This window comes from Candidatus Clostridium eludens, from assembly GCF_045310515.1.
GTDB classification, from domain to species: Bacteria; Bacillota; Clostridia; order Clostridiales; family Clostridiaceae; genus Clostridium_B; species Clostridium_B eludens.
Genome location: NZ_JBJHZX010000044.1, coordinates 1 through 20,385 on the forward strand (window position 1 = coordinate 1; position 20,385 = coordinate 20,385).

General features: G+C 30.0%; 22 protein-coding genes and 2 pseudogenes. 6 read left to right on the forward strand and 18 right to left on the reverse strand.

Annotated elements, in window-relative coordinates:
• The 3 genes and pseudogenes from ACJDU8_RS20905 to ACJDU8_RS20915 all read left to right on the forward strand — a co-directional run.
• Positions 1–257: pseudogene (locus tag ACJDU8_RS20905) on the forward strand (MGDG synthase family glycosyltransferase); the annotation flags it as partial.
• A 221-nt stretch (positions 258–478) separates the two neighbouring features.
• Positions 479–844, forward strand: coding sequence for a hypothetical protein (locus ACJDU8_RS20910; RefSeq protein ID WP_406794114.1), 366 nt, complete (start codon positions 479–481; stop codon positions 842–844).
• Positions 837–1,442, forward strand: coding sequence for a DedA family protein (locus ACJDU8_RS20915; RefSeq protein WP_406794115.1), 606 nt, complete (start codon positions 837–839; stop codon positions 1,440–1,442). The genes ACJDU8_RS20910 and ACJDU8_RS20915 overlap by 8 nt, the downstream gene beginning before the upstream one ends.
• A 176-nt stretch (positions 1,443–1,618) precedes the next feature.
• Here the strand turns inward: ACJDU8_RS20915 and ACJDU8_RS20920 are convergent, their stop codons facing one another.
• Positions 1,619–2,293, reverse strand: coding sequence for a polysaccharide deacetylase family protein (locus ACJDU8_RS20920; RefSeq protein ID WP_406794116.1), 675 nt, complete (start codon positions 2,291–2,293; stop codon positions 1,619–1,621).
• A gap of 490 nt (positions 2,294–2,783) precedes the next feature.
• On the opposite strand from ACJDU8_RS20920, the gene ACJDU8_RS20925 reads away from it, so the two are divergent.
• Both ACJDU8_RS20925 and ACJDU8_RS20930 read left to right on the forward strand, forming a co-directional pair.
• Complete coding sequence (locus ACJDU8_RS20925) at positions 2,784–3,224, forward strand: helix-turn-helix domain-containing protein (protein ID WP_406794117.1); 441 nt, start codon at positions 2,784–2,786, stop codon at positions 3,222–3,224.
• 223 nt (positions 3,225–3,447) lie between these two features.
• The gene (locus tag ACJDU8_RS20930; RefSeq protein WP_406794118.1) at positions 3,448–4,311 is read left to right on the forward strand and encodes an EamA family transporter; all 864 of its coding nucleotides are present in this window, start codon (positions 3,448–3,450) and stop codon (positions 4,309–4,311) included.
• A gap of 154 nt (positions 4,312–4,465) precedes the next feature.
• On the opposite strand, the gene ACJDU8_RS20935 is transcribed toward ACJDU8_RS20930, so the two are convergent.
• The 17 genes and pseudogenes from ACJDU8_RS20935 to ACJDU8_RS21015 all read right to left on the reverse strand — a co-directional run bounded on the left by ACJDU8_RS20935 (position 4,466) and on the right by ACJDU8_RS21015 (position 19,681).
• Positions 4,466–5,338, reverse strand: coding sequence for a DedA family protein (locus tag ACJDU8_RS20935; protein ID WP_406794119.1), 873 nt, complete (start codon positions 5,336–5,338; stop codon positions 4,466–4,468).
• A gap of 285 nt (positions 5,339–5,623) precedes the next feature.
• Positions 5,624–6,673, reverse strand: a complete 1,050-nt coding sequence (locus ACJDU8_RS20940; protein WP_406794120.1) for a hypothetical protein — start codon at positions 6,671–6,673, stop codon at positions 5,624–5,626.
• 15 nt (positions 6,674–6,688) lie between these two features.
• The gene (locus tag ACJDU8_RS20945) at positions 6,689–7,690 is read right to left on the reverse strand and encodes a phosphodiester glycosidase family protein (RefSeq protein ID WP_406794121.1); all 1,002 of its coding nucleotides are present in this window, start codon (positions 7,688–7,690) and stop codon (positions 6,689–6,691) included.
• Between the two features lie 203 nt (positions 7,691–7,893).
• Positions 7,894–9,609: a HAMP domain-containing methyl-accepting chemotaxis protein gene (locus ACJDU8_RS20950; protein WP_406794122.1), complete on the reverse strand. Its 1,716-nt coding sequence runs from the start codon at positions 9,607–9,609 to the stop codon at positions 7,894–7,896.
• 87 nt (positions 9,610–9,696) lie between these two features.
• Positions 9,697–10,284 (reverse strand): undecaprenyl-diphosphatase, encoded by a 588-nt coding sequence (locus ACJDU8_RS20955; RefSeq protein WP_406794123.1) that lies wholly within the window; start codon positions 10,282–10,284, stop codon positions 9,697–9,699.
• A gap of 93 nt (positions 10,285–10,377) precedes the next feature.
• Positions 10,378–10,617, reverse strand: coding sequence for a hypothetical protein (locus tag ACJDU8_RS20960; RefSeq protein WP_406794124.1), 240 nt, complete (start codon positions 10,615–10,617; stop codon positions 10,378–10,380).
• A 13-nt stretch (positions 10,618–10,630) separates the two neighbouring features.
• Positions 10,631–11,179, reverse strand: a complete 549-nt coding sequence (locus tag ACJDU8_RS20965; protein ID WP_406794125.1) for a phosphatase PAP2 family protein — start codon at positions 11,177–11,179, stop codon at positions 10,631–10,633.
• Positions 11,154–11,828: a DedA family protein gene (locus ACJDU8_RS20970; RefSeq protein ID WP_406794126.1), complete on the reverse strand. Its 675-nt coding sequence runs from the start codon at positions 11,826–11,828 to the stop codon at positions 11,154–11,156. Before ACJDU8_RS20970 ends, ACJDU8_RS20965 begins: the two co-directional genes overlap by 26 nt.
• A gap of 235 nt (positions 11,829–12,063) precedes the next feature.
• A complete protein-coding gene (locus ACJDU8_RS20975) occupies positions 12,064–12,177 on the reverse strand; it encodes a hypothetical protein (RefSeq protein ID WP_406794142.1) in 114 nt (37 codons plus the stop codon).
• A gap of 139 nt (positions 12,178–12,316) precedes the next feature.
• Positions 12,317–13,339, reverse strand: a complete 1,023-nt coding sequence (locus tag ACJDU8_RS20980) for a hypothetical protein (RefSeq protein ID WP_406794127.1) — start codon at positions 13,337–13,339, stop codon at positions 12,317–12,319.
• 16 nt (positions 13,340–13,355) lie between these two features.
• Positions 13,356–14,327 carry a phosphodiester glycosidase family protein gene (locus ACJDU8_RS20985; RefSeq protein ID WP_406794128.1) on the reverse strand — a complete coding sequence of 324 codons (972 nt, stop codon included), beginning with the start codon at positions 14,325–14,327 and terminating at the stop codon, positions 13,356–13,358.
• 32 nt (positions 14,328–14,359) lie between these two features.
• Entirely contained in the window at positions 14,360–15,445 is a 1,086-nt protein-coding gene (locus ACJDU8_RS20990) for a GtrA family protein (protein WP_406794129.1), read from the reverse strand.
• Positions 15,446–15,489: 44 nt separating this feature from the next.
• Positions 15,490–15,588 (reverse strand): annotated as a pseudogene (locus ACJDU8_RS20995) (phosphatase PAP2 family protein); the annotation flags it as partial.
• Between the two features lie 310 nt (positions 15,589–15,898).
• A complete protein-coding gene (locus ACJDU8_RS21000; RefSeq protein ID WP_406794130.1) occupies positions 15,899–16,540 on the reverse strand; it encodes a hypothetical protein in 642 nt (213 codons plus the stop codon).
• 119 nt (positions 16,541–16,659) lie between these two features.
• Positions 16,660–17,868 carry a COG4705 family protein gene (locus ACJDU8_RS21005; protein ID WP_406794131.1) on the reverse strand — a complete coding sequence of 403 codons (1,209 nt, stop codon included), beginning with the start codon at positions 17,866–17,868 and terminating at the stop codon, positions 16,660–16,662.
• Between the two features lie 143 nt (positions 17,869–18,011).
• Entirely contained in the window at positions 18,012–18,803 is a 792-nt protein-coding gene (gene uppP / locus ACJDU8_RS21010; RefSeq protein WP_406794132.1) for an undecaprenyl-diphosphatase UppP, read from the reverse strand.
• An 86-nt stretch (positions 18,804–18,889) separates the two neighbouring features.
• Positions 18,890–19,681, reverse strand: a complete 792-nt coding sequence (locus tag ACJDU8_RS21015; protein WP_406794133.1) for a COG4705 family protein — start codon at positions 19,679–19,681, stop codon at positions 18,890–18,892.
• Between the two features lie 438 nt (positions 19,682–20,119).
• Between ACJDU8_RS21015 and ACJDU8_RS21020 the strand changes: the two genes are divergently transcribed.
• Positions 20,120–20,377 (forward strand): TM1266 family iron-only hydrogenase system putative regulator, encoded by a 258-nt coding sequence (locus ACJDU8_RS21020; RefSeq protein WP_406794134.1) that lies wholly within the window; start codon positions 20,120–20,122, stop codon positions 20,375–20,377.
• Positions 20,378–20,385: the final 8 nt, after the last annotated feature.

Sequence of the window (20,385 nt, forward strand, 5' to 3'; positions counted from 1 at the left end):
AAAACATACAAAATACTATAAGTAACTTACTTGTAAATAATGCACAGGAATTAAATCAAATCAAAAAATCTCAAAAAAGGTATAGTGACCCTTATGTTGCAAATAATATTGTGAATTTTATTTTAAATATAGATTGCCTAAATAGTGAAGTTACAATGCCGGATATAAGTTTGGGATTTATAAAAAGTAGAAATAAAAGCATTTTGTACAAATGTCTTAAAAAGCTGAAGGTATCACTATTACTAAGAGACTACTAATACCCTCATATGTTAATTATTATATGAAAATTATTTAATATAAAATCCATAAAATGAATTTTTGAGTATGCCAAAAATAATATTCTTATTGAAGTTATTTTTAAAATCATGAAAGTTGCATAGATGTAGTGTAATTATATACATTAGATATTTGTACTTAAATTTTCTTATTCATAGTAAAATATATAAAGACTGAAATCATATAGGTGAAGTGGATATTTATGATGAAGAATCTAAAAATCAGTATATTATTAATTTCAATTATTATAATTACATTTATAATAACCAGACAATTTATAATGCTACATAAAGAGTTTAAGAGTATTGAGATCCCTACTAGAAAAAGTAGGCAATTGGGAAGTATGAGCACTTATAAATGGTTAACCGTAAAAAAATTATCTCACAAATATAACATAAGTCAGCAGGAGATCTTTAAAACTCTTGAAATTATTCCCCATAAAGGTGATGAAAATATATCCATTATTGAATTAGCGAAAAAATATAATAAAACTCCACAAGAAATTAAAAAGAATTTAAGAAAATTCATGGAGAATCATATAAATTTAGAAGGTAAAAAATATGAGTAACTGTACTAATTTACTAATAATATATTTTAGAAATTATAATATTTGGTTTCTAAGTATCTTAATTATATTAGGATGTATAGGAATTCCATCAGGAGCAAGTTTGGTAGTAATAGCATCTGGCGCTTTTGCTTATGCTGGTGAGTTTAATGTAGTGATTCTTTTATTAGAAATTTGGCTTTTTTCATGTGCTGGTGACAATATTGCCTATATTATGTGGAGGGGTATAGGCAATAAACTTTTAAATAAATCTGTAAGAGTAACAAATTATTTTAAACCTAAAATAATAAAATCACAAAATTATTTAAAAAAACATGGTAAAGAAACAATTTTTTTTACTAGATTTTTAATATCAGCTATGGGGCCTTCCGTTAATGCAGCAGCAGGTATTACAGAGTACAGATTGGTAACTTTCAATTTATTTGCTGCTTTAGGTGAATTATTATGGTCGTGTATATATTTAGGATTGGGATATTGGTTTGGTGACTCATGGGAAACTATAATCCCTATAGTAACACAAATTGGTGAATTTTCAACCTGCATAACTATTTTAATTATTACTATATACTTTTTTACTAAAACCAATAAAGCAAAAAGGTAATATAGCCACCTTAATTCATTGGAGGTTACATGCATCCACATAGACCCCTGTTTCGTCATAATGAACTGCATCCTTCATCATTCTTCAGGAAACTCCGCTTTATTTATGTGACTACAAGTACACTTTTTAACTTCTCCAAAGAAAAATCCTCCACATAAAAATACTGATACCCATACTTATAAATCACTAACAAGGATAAATCGATAGCCTTTTCTTTTAAGAACAGGTAAAACAGTTTGAAGGGCTCTTATTGTCTTTGTAGGTGAATTTTTTGAACCCCTACCATCGTGCAATAATATAATATCACCAGATTTTACATTGTTTATAAGTTTCTTTTCTATATAATCTTCAGTTACCCATCTACTCCAATCCATAGCATGAATGGACCAAAGAATAATCTTCAAATTATTAGCTTCAGCATAATAATTTGTTAATGGATTAAATATTCCCCATGGAGGTCTAAAGAATTTAACTTCTATTCCTAAATTATCCATAATATTTAAAGCTTTAGAGAGATTTTTTCGTGTTTGATATGGTAATGAAAAAATTGCATTCATATGTTTTAAAGAATGAAGGCCAATGTAATGTCCCTCACTTTCAATACGCTTAATTATATCGGGATACTTTTGTGCATTTTCTGCAAGAACAAAAAATGTGCATTTTATATCATTTCTTTTAAGTACATCTAAAAGTTTTGGTGTATACCGAGGATCAGGCCCATCATCAAAAGTTAAAGCAATAACTTTATCTTTCATAGCTGCCCTTTTAATTATCTTGTTTGAAAAACCCCTGTAATATAAACTTGGTACTACCGCATACCCCAAAATAAGAGAAAGTATATTCCAATTCATGTTGCTCACCTATTCTTTTAATCAACTATATAAAGTTAAACTAATTATTTTATGACATTTTAATTTTCGCCTCTATATAATTACACGATAAAAAATAAGTTAAGTTGCAAATATAGTATCCTTATAAAAATTAACCACAGTATATCTTACCAACTATAGTACTTCTATGCTTCATTAAAATTACGTCATACCAAATTCCATTAGGCATTTTTGCTACCTTTTCTCTTATACCTAATTCTCTAAATCCACAACTTTTATGTAGCGATATACTTCTATTATTCTCTCAGTAGATGTTATACTTTAGATCCAAATCTATATTTTAAATATAAAAAAGGAGCCCTAACAAAGCTCCAACACAAAAACTACCAGTTTTTTATATTATATAGCGCCTAAATTCAGCTATATTCACATTAAATTCAGTTTGGTTTGACACAGCTATTCAACAATAATATAATGTTATTAAAAGATAATAAAGGAGAGGTATTACATTTTGGAGAACGATATATTAAACCTTGAACAGGCTATTGATTTTTTAGGAGTCAGCGAAAAAACTTTAATCAAATTATTGCGTGAAGAACACGTTCCTGCAAGAAAAATTGGGCGTGAATGGCGATTCAACAGACAGGCACTGATAAACTGGATTGCAGCTGGAGATTCTATTGATTACATCAATCAAAGTGAACGATACATGATTTCAGAGGATATTCCAGGTGAGCCCACTGCTCTGTTTGACAAAATTGATGAAACTCTAAAAACATTGAAAGAGCACGGCTACAATATAAAGTCAATTCTGAAAGAACTCGACAAAGATACGGAAATTCCTCATATTGCCACACTACGTATCAGTTATAAACAGCAGAGAGAAGTTGAAAAACTGGAATTTAAAGTATTTTGGGATTTGCGACAGAATTCCAAGTTTGAATCCAATTAGAAATAATATATATCAAAAATTAAAGAATGGAAATTTATGTACCTTAATAAGGAATCCTTCGAATAGTAACTTACCATGAATTAAAGAGAGTTTTAATTGGATTAGGGATATCAGAGATTTGTATTCAATTCTTAAAAATATGGTTTAGATCACGATATAAGATTACTATTTCGTATATAACTTAATAGAAGTACTAAGATAAATTAGGGAGAAGGAAATTCTAATGTGGATATTATTTGCATTTGGTTCAGCATTTTTTGCTGGGATTACAGCTATTTTAGCTAAGATTGGAATAAAAAAAACAGATTCTAATTTGGCAACTGCAATCAGGACTATTGTTATATTGGTTTTTTCATGGCTCATAGTTCTTATTGTTGGTTCCCAAAATATGATTTATCAAATAAGTGGACAAAGCTTGCTTTTTTTGATATTGTCAGGATTGGCAACAGGAGCTTCCTGGCTTTGTTATTTTAAGGCACTTCAGCTTGGAAACGTAAATAAAGTAACACCAATTGATAAATCAAGTACAGTATTGACTATGATTTTGGCTTTCATCTTATTAGGTGAAAAGATTACTTGGATAAAATTCATTGGTATGTGTGCTATAGGGGTAGGCACATACATGATGATAACTAAGAGGAAAATGGAAAACAGAGAAATCATAGATAGAAGATGGTTATTTTATGCTGTGTTGTCAGCGATATTTGCAAGCTTGACTTCAATTCTCGGGAAAGTGGGAATTATGGGAATCGAACCGAATTTAGGAACTGCAATTAGAACCATTGTTGTATTAATTATGGCGTGGGTAGTAGTTTTTGTTTCGAAAAAACAAAATGAAATTAAAAACATTGATAAAAGAAGCTTTCTATTTATTTGCTTTTCAGGAATTACAACAGGAGCTTCATGGCTTTGTTACTACAGTGCTCTACAAAAAGGTTTTGCAAGCGTAGTTGTGCCTATAGATAAATTAAGTATTGTTATTTCAATCATATTTTCATACTTTATTCTAAAAGAAGAGCTCACAAAAAAATCATTTTGGGGATTGATCATAATTGTCATCGGCACTTTATTACTTTTGATAAAATAATTTTAGAAACTTATTAATCTGGGTAGTACCAGCATCTTTGTAGCCAGGGGCAAAGTAAACTCCATATACTACTAAAATACAAGACAAAAAATAGAAAGACCTCAAAAAATGGGGTTTTTTAACAGTTCAAACAGCAATTCTTGCTGTTTTTTGTTTAAATCTTAAATTTAGTTACTTTTTCTAACATTTCCTTTGATAGCGAATCAAGTGTTTCTGCCGATTGTGCTATTCTATCTGTAAAATCACTTATTTTCTGAGATGTGGTTAATATTTCATCAAACTCACTAAACTCATGTGATGAATAGTCTTGAATAACACCAATCACAAGAGCTAAAAATATTAGAAATGAAAGTGCTATTCCTGCCATAGCAACTTTTATTTTTCTGAGAGAATGAAATACTTTTAAATTATTACTAAGTATTTTTATAGTAAAATCATATATTTTTTGTTTATGAGTCTTATAAAGATATATAATAATTATAATTATAGCAATAATTAAACTAATTATTAATAAATACTTTCTCAACAAATTATGATATATCTTCCAATTGACTCCAAGGACTTTTCCAAATGAAATAAATGTAGCAGTCCATATAAAAGCTCCTAAATAAGCATTAACTGCAAATTTTCTATAGGATACTTTTGTGACACCAGAAAAATATCCTGTAACATGCCTAACTCCTGGAATAAAATATGCTATAATCAGCAGTTTATTACCATACTTCTCAAACCATCTTGACATATTATCTAATCTGTTTTTATCTATATGAATATAATGACCATGCTTCTCAAAAAAAGTCATTCCCAATACCTTACCTATAAAATAAGATAAAGTAATACCTATACTCACCCCCAGTGTAGATACTAAAATACTAATACTCCAACTCATTTTTTGCTGATAAATAACATATCCACAATAGGTCATGAGAGCTTCTCCTGGCAATGGAAATGCTATCAATTCTAACATTAAAGCTATTAATAATACTGTATATCCATAATGATTAAATAATGCCATTCCATATTGCAACTAATTCATCTCCATTTTAAATAAAATAAGTAATCCACATTTCACAGCTCTATACTATTACTATACTATTACATTAATCCCTTACTCTACGATACTCATATTTTTCTCTACTGATTTTCACAAAATCATTTTTAGAGCCAATATGCAATTATACACTACAAAACATGACTAATTAAAAATACTTGAGTCTCATTATATTTTCTACATAAAAGATTAAAGTCAGATTAAAAAATAGTTAGGTTCAGATTAAAAAATAAAATTATATTACCTTTTAATTCTTTATAACTATTGAAATATACTTTTAGTAATTTCATTATTTTTTTCACTTATAATTCCATTGTCATACATATCAATAATTTTCCCGCTATAATATGTTTCTTTCCTTGTTAAAAGCTCTCTAATTATTGATTTAGAATTATCCTTAATAAAAACTTGTCCTTTAAGATTTATAAAGATATTGCTAATATCTACTGCCATTTTCATATCAATCTTTTTCCAATCTTTATTAGCCATATTTCCATAATATATTGTTTGAGTTTTATTATTATTTGTTAGCGCCAAGTATATATTATCCTTATTGTCTATTCCTAGTAAGTCCAAATTACTATTTCCGTCAATTTCTAAAGGTAAATTACTATCATGCCTAAAAACTTTCCCATCATTTAAGTTTTCATACAATAAAACATCATCTCTTTTTGTAGAGATAATTTTGCCAATATTATGAGTTACAGTATTAATGCTCTTTTCTTGAGCCATTATATTTATGCTGTAAATTCTACTATAGTTATTTGAATTTGACAGTTTAATATATATAATATTGGTAAGTGTAGACATATAAATTGCATCCATCTTTTCATTACTGTTATATATAGGTATTTTTATACTTCTGTTATTTACTTCATTAAATATTTCAACCTTACTTTTACTGTCCACATCATAGTAATATAATTTAAAGTATGTGCCATTTTTTGTATCAGTTGGTCTTTCTGCTAATATTAATCTATTTCTATCATATATCCATTTATAATATATTATTTCCATGCCAGCATTTGCAAATACTTTAGTTTTATTAGTATCATCTAAATTTAAAACAAACAAATCATTATTCTTTAAATAAGCAAGATATTTTCCATCGTATGATGCTGATGTATCTATACTTCCTTCTTCCAAAATTAATTTTGACCTTGATACCTCTTTAGTCGCATTGTTTTCTACTTTTGTTGATGAATATGAAGAATTATCAGCAAAATATGCAGTTTCTAAAAATACCAATATTCCAAATTGAATAATTGCTATAGCCAAAAATCCGATTATAAAAATCTTAAGATACCTCAATTTAACCTCTCCTAACTATGATTCAACATATAAAGCTGTTGCTACTGTCCTTTCTCCAAGTGGATTACAAGGACTATTTATAATGTCGCCCTTATAATACATTGTACTTGATGAACCACCATCTAAATTTGTAGCATTATAAGCATTATAATCTAACATGATTTTTTGTATATCATGTAGTGTTGCTCCTGGCATGTTTATTCTTCTACCATCAACCACTAACAATAGTATAGCTCCATCTTTTCTTTGTCCTATAGCAGTTCTTGCAGTAATTCCTTGACCTCCATCACCATTAAATGTTGCTTTCCCATTTATTATTAAAGGCGGGCCAAAGGCTATTGCATCAGATACTTGAAGTTTTTTCAAATCACTAATACTATGACTTCCTATTATCATTTTCCCCTGAGAATCTAATGCCATAACATCTAATGATTCTTCATCATACACATCTTGATAAATAATTTTTCCATGAGAAAAAACAAAACCTGTGGGATATGCTCCTGTTCCAGTCCATAGACTACCACTATTTGATTTATCCATGAATCCTCCTCCGTTAATGGCCGCAATAGCATTATGGTCTTTTGCAATATCGCTGGTTCGTTCTCCCTGCTTTGTTAATTTATTTGTATAACCTACCTTCACTCTGAGAGGGTTTTTAATAACAAGTATATATCCTTTGAACTTTGAACTATTTATGTCATATCTTTCTATACTGCTATCTTGATAGTTATTAATTTTAATATTTGAAATTTTTTGTTCTCCACTACCTGTGCTCTCTATACCACTGTTTAATATTTTAGAAATCTCAGAATCACTCAAAAATAACCTTGCAATAAATTGATGCCTATAACTGGACATTGAAGTACCAACAATCATCTTTCTAACAACTGGAAATGGTCCATAGAATACTAATAAGCAACTTATAAAAGTTGCTGTAAATACTTGAAGAATAACTATTAGCATAATAAATACTACTGCTATTTTCTTTTGTTTTAGTCTATATCCTTTGTTTTTCATCTCTAAACCTCTTTGTTTATTAATAATCTTTGTTACAATTTGATAAAATATTTAAACATATATTAATCGTAAAAATAGCCCCAACAGAAAATATATTTTCACCTTGTTAGATTAAAATCATATTAAAGTCAAATTAAGAAACCCTTGGATTTTTTCATTATAGAGATTAATAAAAAACAGCAAGAAATATTGCTGTTTTTTGTTTAAATCTTAAATTTACTTACTTTTTCTAACATTTTTTTTGATGACGAATCAAGTGTTTCTGCTGATTGTGCTATTTTATCTGTAAAATCACTCATTTCCTGAGATGTGGCTGATATTTCTTCTGTTGAAGCTGATATCTCCTCTGCAACTGAGGAAACTTCATCAATTCTTTCTATAATTAAATCTTTATCATTATTTATCTCAATGGACATATCATTTATTTTCTTAACTTTGGGAGTAACCTCATCTATAGAGCCTATTATATCTTCAAATGAAGTTATTGAGCTGTCAATTACACTACCTTGCTTGTTTAATTCATTGTCCATTGATTCAGTTGTATTAATTACCACATTTGATTCTTTAGTAATGCTTTGAATTAGTTGTCCTATCCTATCAGAAGATACCTTAGACTGTTCGGCTAACTTTCTTATTTCGTCTGCAACAACTGCAAACCCCTTACCTGATTCTCCTGCTCTGGCTGCCTCAATGGCCGCATTTAATGCTAATAAATTTGTCTGACCAGCTATATTATTTATAAGATTTGTAATTTCACTTATTTCATTGATATTCTTCCCAAACTCTAATATTCGTTTTTTTACATCTGTAAAAGAATGTTTCACTTCATTTACAGAACTAATTAACATTTTAAAGTTACTATTTCCATTTACAGCCTTTTCATTTATAAGTTCAGTGTTTTTGTTGACTTCCTCGATTAAAGCTACTATTTCTGATACCTTAACTCCGAAATTTCCCACATAGCTGTTTATATTAGTTAAGTTATCAGCTTGTGTTTCAATTCCACTTGAAATCTCTTGTATTACACTTGCCACGTCTTTAGAAGCATTTTCGATTTCATTTGATAACTCTAAGAGTAAATTTGATTGAGTATCAACTTTACTTGATGTAGAGCTTATAGATTGAATCATATATTTTATTTTTTCAAGAGATATCCCTAATTGTTTCTTCATTAATCCAAACTCATTTGTGTCACTTGTATCTATATTTATTGAAAAATCACCTTCTGATATAATATCTAAGGTTTCGGTAAATCCTTTTATAGAATGTTTAATAGCATTGATAATCATAATTGTTATAGCACCCATTAAAATAGTTGCTAATATAAATAAGTATATAAATATCTTAGAGCTATTCATTGCTTTCATATTTGTATCTGAACGTAATGTATCAGCATCCTTTTTACCATAAGTTATCATATCATCTACAGCAGCATCCACATTATTACAAGTGGCATCAAAAGTTTTCAAATCTTCTGCACTCAGCTTTTCACCTAATGATAATTTTGATTTTATGGAGTTCCAATTATTGTTGTATGACTCATAAGTAGATCTTACCTTTTGTATACATTCCTTTTCCTTAGTATCCAAACTTCTATTTTCATAATTCTTGAGCAAATCTCTAATTTCGGTATCTATTTTATGAATTTTTTGTACATAATCCTGGCTGTATTCTATCGAAGTAACCTTCGTTATGTAAAATTTTGATTCCATTAAATCAGCTCTTATCTCTGAAGCTTGAGATATTGGTATTAGAGCATTTGTATACATATCATCCTGCATAGACTTTATATGATTAATTGTATAATAGGCAACTCCTCCTAAAAGTAAAAAAGAGCATATAGATACTATTAATATGCTATACAAACCATTTTTGATTTTTAATTTTTTAAGTAAAGATTTTCTTCCATTGCTTTTCATTATAATATCCTTCCTCAATATATATTTTGTTTAGCTATATATTTAAATACATGAGCTTGAATTTTAACTCATGTTATTTAAATAAAATTAAATTTCTCTATATAATGATTTAAGCCCTAATCTTGTTGCTATCTTCTTTTCAACTACTTCATATAAGTTTTCTACTTTACTTTTTAATTTCAAGTTGTATAAGTAACTTGTTCCAAAAACAATAATATACGCTCCTATAATATCCATAGGATAGTGATGTCCAACATATACCCTTGAAAAGCCTACAATTATTGATATTACAGTTAACATTGTACCAAATAACTTGTTGTATTTTGTAAGACCTAATGCTATACTCATTGTTCCTGTAGCATGGTCACTTGGAAAAGATGCGTCCACTGCATGAGGTAATAGTAAGTTCACTTTATTATGCACAAAAGGTCTATCCACATAATATATACCTCCAATGATAAAATTTAGAATTAGATTAATTACTGTAATAATAAAAGTATTAAAGGCAACTTTTCTATAATTACAATTCTTTTTTGTAATTCCTAATATAAATACTATTGTAATAACTGCCATAAATATATACGGTACATCCTTAGAAAAGAAAATCATTATCTTATCTAAAACAATATTTTTATTTGCTAAATTATTTATTAGTCTAAAAAGCTCCATATTCATTTTTTGATACCCCTTCTACAATATATTTTGAAATCAAGAGACTAATATTATTTTCACAATTACAGGGTCTAACTGGCCTCACCATATGTTTTACTATTCCTTCTCAATAATGGTGCTTATTATTAGTGTCAGTATTACTATATTACCAACTAGTCTATATGGTTTATCTAAGATTAAAACTACAGCCATCATAATCCAAATGACTCCTAAATTCCCCATACCTGTTACTATAGGCATTAATCTATCTAAATATTTATTTTGCATATATTTTTTAATTGCAAATAGAACATAATTATCAAATATATTTATCCTTCTCAAAATATTCAAATACATCTAATCACCTCTTTTACATAGTAACTGTTTTATCTTGACTCACTCTATTGAAAAAATAAATAGTTATTTTACTGCAAATTAGCCCTAAAATTATACCAGCTAAAACATCTGTAGGATAGTGAACATACAAATACAATCTTGAAAAAGCTATCAAAGTTGCAAGGCTGAAAAGCTCAAGTGCATAGTCCTTAAAATATTTTGCTAAGACTCCTGCAACCGCAAATGAAGAAGTAGTGTGTCCTGATGGAAAAGAATATGATAAAGGTTTTGAAATCAGAAGATTAACTGCTGGTATATCTGCTGATGGTCTTATGCGTTGAACTACATGTTTTAATATTCCTTCTCCTAAAATCGTACTTAATATTAAAGCTCCTAAAGCCATCAAACCTATGTTTCTATATTTTTTATTACTCATTAGTAAGATGGCAATCACAATCCATATGATTCCTCCATTGCCCAAAGAGGTTATGATAACCATGGCTCTATCCATTATATGTCCATGCATATTATTCTTTATATATAAAAGAATAGAATTATCAAAATTCTGTATTAATGACATCATCGGCTTTATTACCTTCATTTTTCTTTTCTTTAATAAATGCAATTATTCCTGGAATAATAGATATTATTATAATAGCAATTAAAACATATGAAAAATGTTGTTTTATAAAAGGTAGGTTTCCGAAGAAGTACCCTCCCCCTAAAAATAATACTACCCACAAGAACCCACCTAACATGTTATAGATAATAAACTTTGAATATCTCATTTCTCCTATTCCGGCCACAAATGGTACAAAGGTTCTAATTATAGGTATAAATCTTCCTACTACTATTGTCATAGAGCCATGTTTTTCATAAAAACTATGTGCTTTCTTAAGATATTCTTTATTTATATACTTCACATCTTCCTTATCTAATATTTTAGCTCCAATTTTCTGTCCAATATGATAATTAACAGTATCTCCAATTACAGCAGATAGATAAAACACAATAAATAATGGTAATATCTTAAGTGCTCCAATAGAAGCAAGTGCTCCTGTTGCAAATAAGATAGAATCTCCTGGTAAGAATGGAGTAATAACCAACCCAGTTTCACAAAATATAATCAGAAATATAAGGGCATATGTCCAAATTCCATAATTTTGTATCATCACATTTAAATATTTGTCAAGATGTAATATTACATTAATGAAAGTTCCTATAATACTCATACTTTTCTCCCTTCGTAATTAGAATTTATTACTAAGTGCATAATTAAAAAGTAGACTTAATTGTATCTAAATAATGTGCTTTTATTATGTTATACATTATCTACATTTAAGATTAAAATTATATTAAAATAAACTTAGATTTGTATTAAGAAACGCTCTATATTGTAGAAGCAAAGAAAGTATCCCAAAAATAACAAGGTGAAAGATAATATTTCCTTCACCTTATATATTTTCTTTATTTATCTAAATCTAACATAATCGTCATCTTTGTATATTTACCTTCTTCACTTTCTACATCTATAGTTCCTCGATGCATATCAGCAATCCACTTTGCTATAGATAAGCCAATACCTAATAGTTATGACACTCATTGGCTATATGTATTTTCAGTTGTTTAAAAATCTGGAGGAGGAAAATAAATATTCAGGTTAATTATTGTTCCACTCTACTTACATAACATGTATTCTACTTAAGAATGACAATTTTATTTATATTGTTCGTTTCAGCCTCACTATGTGATTATTGTTATCTTTAAAATACACATTTAATCCCCCCATACCCATGAATTTCAAATGACTATTATAAGTTAACTTAGCATTACTTATTAAGTTAATTATATAATTTTTATATATAACATAAACATTATTTTTATCTGTATAAAAGCCAGCAAAATTTGAATCAATAAGTCTTTGCGTTTTTATCAGATTATTATTATTTACAACATAAATTATACTTTTATCATCTAAAGATCTGGCATAGACATTATCATTTGCATCACATCCAATTATATGTGCTCTTTTAACACCAAATATGGGTTTTGAATGACAATATAAATTACTATTATTGTCTTCAAAATATAATGCGAGGGAATTATTTGCCAGCAGCATGTTATTAACCCTACGTCCTGAGTGAATTCGTTTTACATTCTTCATAATATTAAGGTAATATATACTGTCTATCTCATTATTTCTACTGATTTGTTCTAAGTTAATAAAAATAAGGTTTGTAGCACTTGAATAATCAACTGATTTTATTGATGAATTTTTAGGCACAGAAATAGACTTTTGCTCAGCTATAATCCCACTTTCAATATTATATGTTTTTACTTCTAATTTACTGTTTGAAATACAGAAATACATTATAATATTGCGGTTGCCCATAAGTATTGATTTCTCTATTTTTGATTTTTCCGAAATTTGCTTAACTAATTTATTTGTTCCAATTTCTTTAACATAAATCTCAGAGTTATAAAGATAAGTACAATACTTATCATCATAAGAAAATGATATATCTATAGCTCCTACAGGCATATTACTTATAATGAAATTTGGAATTTCTTTTAAAGATGTCTTAGCATTTGCATTATTTGCCTGTGAAACATTATGCGTTACTATAGATGCATTAAGGTATGAAATAACTGCAAAACAAACTATAAAAGCACAGAATGCATAAATAAAAGTTAAAAGAATTATCGATCTTTTTAATTTATTCTTTATTTTTAATCTTCTCATAATCCTTCTCCATAATTTAAGGGGTGATTAAGAATGCAGTAGCAATTGTACGCTCTCCAGCAATATCACAGGGGTTATTAATAGTCTTGCCCAGATAATTCAAAGTCGTTGATGAACCCCCGTCTAAATTAGCTGCGTTGTAAGCTCCATATTTTAGCATTAGATCTTGAGTATCCGTATAATTTGCACCAGCACTGTCATGTTCTCTTCCATCAATTGCAAGCATAAGAACTATCCCATCTTTCCTTTGTCCTATAGCACTGCGAGGTTGAAGTGATGTACCGCCTTTTGTTACAAGAGGTTTTCCATTTAAAACAAGTGCAGGACCAAAAGAAATTGCACATTTAAGATTAGAATTGTGAATTTCCTCCATCGTCATAGAATTACTAATAATAAGAATATTATTTTTATTAAAGCCTATAACGTTAAATTTACTTAGGCCACTTTGCCTGAATTTAACAACACCATCACTTATTACTACGCCATCAGGTTTTGAGCCTGTGCCCATTAAATTATCATCTAAAAATCCTCCTGCATTAATTCCTCCAACAGCATTGTAGGATTTCACAATTTCGCTGAGAGTTGCTCCTGTATGCCCTAATTTAGATGCCATTCCTAAGCATATCTTTGAAGGATCATCTATAATCATCAATTTAGCCTTAAAGCTTTTTTCTTTAATGTCAATAATTTTTACTTTTGTGCTGCTTTTTTTAGCTCTTTGGATATCAACATTACTGACAACCTCCTTGGAGTCTTTCACAACAGAATTAGTTTTCGCCAGAATACTATTTATTTCACTGCTGCTTAGAAACCAGGTAGCAAAAAACTTATTTTTATTTGTTGCCATGCTGGTAGAAACAATATTATCTCTGTAATTTGTAAAAGGTCCATGATATATAAGAATTACACTAAACAAAGGCAGAAAGATAATTTGGCAAATTAGAAAATGACACACATATATAATTTTGTTTTTTAATTTTTTTTTCATTTATGACCCCCTATTCCTAAATATTCATAAACTCAGGCTTGTATTTTGCTATTAAAAATAAATAAGCGCTGAAAAGTATAGCTTATTGTAAACAAGAGAAGTTCTGTTATAATCTTGCTCCAAAATAACCATATATGAAGGGTTTCAGAAAAAAAGCTTAATACAAAATAGTTAATAAATAATAAAGCACATACAAGTAAATAATAGCTGATCAATTCATTTATATTTTTGTTATCTCTACTTTTAACATTGAAAACCAGAAACTTATTTACAGTAAAGTTAACAGCTGAACTTGCCGCTCTGGCAATTACCACTGATATAAATAAATTTTTTGTTAACCACTGAATATAAAAGAGCAAGAAATAATCCACAAAGGCCGCAGAAACTCCTGAACTGCAAAACTTTAAAAAAGGAATAAATATACTTATGGAATCTTTTATAGCTCTGAAGTGGGATGATTTATTTGAAGATTCATACACAGTATCAATCTCTACTTGTTTAAATCCATATCCTGCTTTTTTTGCCTGAAGCAACATGTTCATTTCATATTCATAATGTCTGCCTTCAATGGATAACAGCCAAGGTAGTGATTCTATAGGAAGTCCTCTAAGACCAGTCTGAGTATCTAACACTTTAGTACCGCATGTTAACTTAAATATTTCCCTAGTAAAAGCATTACCAATTGTGCTTTTCCAAGGAACTTTGCCCGTAAACTTTCTTACTCCAAGAACGATTTTATGATCACTATTTGATAATTCTAAACTTACATTCAATATATCTTTCACCAAATGCTGTCCATCTGCATCAGCAGTTACTACTCCTATTTTCTCATTAGTATTATCTTTTATATAAGCAAATCCAGTTTTAAGGGCACAGCCTTTGCCCATATTTTTATCATGTTTTAGCACTATGCAGCCTAATACTTTGCACTTCTTAAAAATAGAAGTATAATTTTCACCGCTACCATCATCAACAATTAATATTTTATAATCACAATTTAGTTTTAATTCTTTAATTAATTCTATAAGATGATTATCTGGTTCAAATGCTGGAATTAGTATCACAATATCTTTTAATAAACTTGTATCATCACAACCGTAAGTTTTTTCAACTTTCATGTGGTAAACCCTCCCAATCATACATTATCTTAAATACTTCAAATAAAAAATTTTGCTAATACTCCTGCAACTGCAAATGAGGAAGCCGTATGTCCTGATGGTAAGGAATAGGATAAAGGCTTTGAAATCAGAAGAGTAACTGCTACAGCTCCACACTTACAAATCACTAACAAGGATAAATCGATAGCCTTTTTTTTAAGAACAGGTAAAATAGTTTGAAGAGCTTCTATTGTCTTTGCAGGTGAATTTTTTGAACCCCTTATGTATCAATGCAAATATAGCTTTTTTGAGACACTTCTGAATTTAAATTTATTAATATGCAATAGGTAAATACTACTATTTAACTTTTACTTTTCAGTAGAGAGCATGTATTCTGCCATTACCCCAACTAATAACAAACGATGCAGTATAATTTTTTTGCTTTCACCAAATATATTTTTCTTATCTATACTTTTATTGTACTCTAAATGAAGTTCGTGTATTAGCATTTCCTGTAGTTACATCTACATCTACTTGATACCCGGGCGTAGCTGTTCCTATCTTAATTGGAATAACTGCCCTCCCATTACTTCCAATTGTACCTATGTATGTACTATCTGTTGTATCATAATGACATACAGCTGTGACCTTTGTTCCCGCCGAACCGACAACAGTTAAATTTATTGTAGAATTTTGGGTAGGGCCGTAGTTATCTAAAAAAGCAGTAATTTGATTGTTAATTGGTTTTTGTGTAGCCGCTTTTGCCGATCCAATGCTATTTTGCAAAGCATTAAGGTCATTTTGTAAAGCTATAAGATCCCCTTTTAAATTTTGATTTTGAGGCATAGGTATATTGATATAATTAGCAATAGATGGATTAGCAGTAGAATTTACAGCTGTTACATTGCCAGCCACCTGTGGTGGCTGCCAATTTGAAGCAGTAAGTTTTTGCATTTGATCTTTAAAATATGACTGTTGCGAGCTGTAATCCAAATACTGAGACATAAAAAATAGAAAGAAACATATAATAGCCGCTAAACCATATACGATACCAGCAGGTGGTTTTTGTTTAAAAACTATTGGCTTAGCTAAAACAGATATTAGGAACATACTCAAAAACACAATTCCAGCACCATAAAATATCCACTGATTTATAACAATCTCCCCCCTTAAAAGCTAATACCATACCAATAATGAAAAATTATTGCCTGTTGTAAGATGACAGTTCTTCATTATTATTTGTTTGCTCCGTTTAGGACACTGAGCGAATGGTCAAGCACTGACATGCACTTACTGGCATCAGGATTTTTTGAACGGACTGCTGCTAATACACTGTCAATGGTTCCATCGATTTGCGTCCATGTTGTTTGATCAATTCTCCTTAATTGTGACTGTGATGTATCCCAATTATGCTCTAAGTCGTCAGCTCTTGTTTTCGCCGAAGTAAAGTTGTTTGAATTTACAAAGGTTATCATATTATTTTCAATTGTAATAAAATTTGTTAATTGTCCTTTTAATGTAGTTTGTGAAGAATTGGACTGAGGTGCTATATTATTACTGCACCAAACATAACCACCTGTACCAACGGCTAAGAAAATACACAATACTGCAATGGTTTGTGCCAAAACATTTTTTTTGCTTCCATTTGTTTGATTTGGTGCTGCGGTTTCACTTTTTGGCTTTGTATCACATTTTGTAATAGCAAGGAAAATTATTATTGCTAAAATGAATACAAGAAAAATTATACTGGTAACTGTTGTCCCCAACCCCAAGCCACCATATTCTTTGGACTGGGATAGATAATCTCCAAGTGATGCTCCTAGTGGGCGAGTAAAAATATATGCAGCCCAAAACGCTAATACCACGTCAAGTTTTAACAATTTCCATGCTAAAAATACGCAAGCTATTATAATAGTGACTATTATGCCTGTGTGAAGATACCCAAGACCGAGCTGTTCGGAATATAAGTCACCCACTGCTGTTCCCAGTGCAAATGTGAAAAGAATGGTTAGCCAATAGAAAGCTTCTCTTTTTCTCGTGTAAATCGAGTGTATGGAGAGTGTTTTTTCACTAAGATACCAAAAAAGAAAAGTTAATCCTAGCAGCACGCTGAAAACTACTGTACTAAGCTCAAGAGGCACTCCCATTCCATCTGTCAAATTATCTGTTACCAACGTTCCAAATACGCTTATAAGTACAACTGTTAGCCAGTAAATGCCGGGGACATATTTAGCTGCTCTGAATTGAAGATACAGTACAACAATAAATGCTATTCCCATTATAATTGTAGTGAGAGTTAAGCCTAATCCAAGGTTGACATTTAAGAAATCCGAAAATGTCTCACCGACAGTTGTGCATAAAACTTTGATTATCCAGAAGAAAATAGTTACTTCTGGAACTTTACTTAATAGACTTCTAATTTCTTTTGATTTATGAGTTCCCATTTTTCATCTCCTTATTTCTAAAATATATATATAAAATATAAGCTTTTCTTTAAGAAAAGCTTAAAATGAGATTAAAATGACATTAAAAAATAATTAACAGTCTGTATCTAAAAATATATAGTCACTTTTTTAACGTTATTTTTCTACTTTCTTAAAAAGTAAGTAGCTATAAAAATACATCCTGCTATAATTCTATAAATTACAAATATACCAAATCCCTTATCTTTCAGATAGTCTAATAAAAATTTGATGCTTAAAAATCCAACCACAGCAGATGTTAAGATGGCTATAGAAAATGGTGGCATATTGCTAATTGGGATATGTACTAAATCTTTTAATTCTAACAATCCAGCTCCTAAAATAATTGGAGTAGAAAGGAGAAATGAAAATCTAGCTGTATCTTCCCTTGAAAGACCGGAAAACAATCCAGTTGTCATAGTGATTCCTGAGCGGGATACTCCAGGTATAATAGCTAAGGCTTGCGATAAGCCTATAAAAAAACTTCTTTTAAAGCCTATATCTTCAACCTTCACTTCACCATCATATTTCCTATTTGCAATGTACAATATTATACCCATTATAATAAGCATAGTACCTATAAGACCAAGATTTCTAAAGGCAGCCTCAGCTTGCTTTTCAAATAGTTTTCCTATTACTGCTCCAGGTATGGAAGCAATTACTATAAACCAAAACAATTTGCCATCTTTAGATTTTGGATTCTTAATACCAGAATGAACTAAATTAACCCAATCTCTCCAGAAAAATGCGATTACTGCAACAAGAGTTCCAAGGTGTAGTGCTACATCAAATGCAAGACCGGGATCTTCCCATCCAAATATTTGCGGAATAGCTATTAGGTGAGCCGAACTAGATATAGGTAAAAATTCTCCTATACCTTGAACAACACCATAAATAATTGCTTGTACTATTGACATTTTGATTCCTCCTATAAATGAATTTAATGTAATTATAAGTTATATATAGATATTGCTAGAAGAAACAGGGAAGCTTGTTACCCATGCTATGATGTGGAATATTCACTGTCCCTAATATCTTTTCGTGTTACCATCATGTATGCTACAAGACCTAAGATTATAATGGTTAATCCTAGGCTGACCGATCCGGTTCCTAGTCCTAGCCCACCGCGACTATGGGACATTCCTGCCCAATCCGCCAACGAAGCCCCTAGCGGTCGTGTAACTATGTAGGCGAACCAGAAAGCGAAAATTTCATTCAACTCAAGCAGCAAATAGGCCAGGGCTGGAACAGCAATTAAAAGGCTAAACAATATACCCGAAAAAAAATAACCCAAGTGCATAGTTGATGCTGTCATATCTCCTGCAGCTGTGCCAAGTGCAAATGTGGCCAGTATGACAGCCCAATAAAAAAGCTCGCGCCGGAAAGTATAAATGCTGTGTATAGATAGCGTTTTCTCACTGATATACCATATTGAGAATATAATTATTAATACCACTAGAAAAAATAGAGTCGATACAATGTATGGGATTCCAAACCCGACGTGTAAAACATCCGCAGCCATTGTACCAAAAATACTTACTATGACTACATTTAGCCAATAGATCCATGCCACATATTGGTTTACGGAAAACTGTATTACTAATGATACTACTAGGCTAATTCCCGTGAGAACTACCGCAATTACTGGATTCATATGCTTAGCTAGATAGTCAGATGTCACCTCGCCCATTCCAGTGGACAACACTTTGATAATCCAAAAATAGGCCGTAATTTCTGGGACTTTAGTTAGCATATGCTTAGCATAATGCATAGTGTTAGATGTACGTTCGCTCATATGTAAATTCTCCTCCTAAAACAATGTAATGTAAATTATATTAGGATATCATTAAAAAATGATTAAAATTTAATAAATTTTTACTTTTAAAATGATTCACTGAATCTTGATACACAAAACACCACTTTTACATCTATATTCTAAAATAATAATATAAAAAATGTGTTCATTTTACTAAGTTATTGTGGTATGATAAATAATAGTATAGTGTCTGAGATTTAGCTTTAACCGCTATTTCTTAGCCTTAATCATAAAATAATTAATTTTAAAAAAGTATCGTTCTGAATGAATGAGGGTTAGTCCCAAATTAGAAGGCGAGAGAATAGTTATTATAAATTCGGGAAATTCATTTAAATGTGATTACTTGAGATTATTTTACTATCCTTGTTCCTATCTAGGGCGCAAGGATTTTATTTTTGTAACGAAAGGGTTTTAGAAATGAAAACAAGGATCGCTATTATTGCAATTATTGTTGAGAATAAGGATTCTGTAGAAAAATTAAACAGCATTTTATATGAATACGGTGAATTCATTATAGGCAGAATGGGGATCCCCTACTCAAAGCGTCATATTAACATAATAAGCATAGCAATTGATGCGCCAAATGATATTATCAGTGCTCTCTCCGGAAAATTAGGAATGCTGCCCAGTGTGAACATCAAAACAGTTTATTCAAAGGTATCTACCATAGAGTAAACCAATAA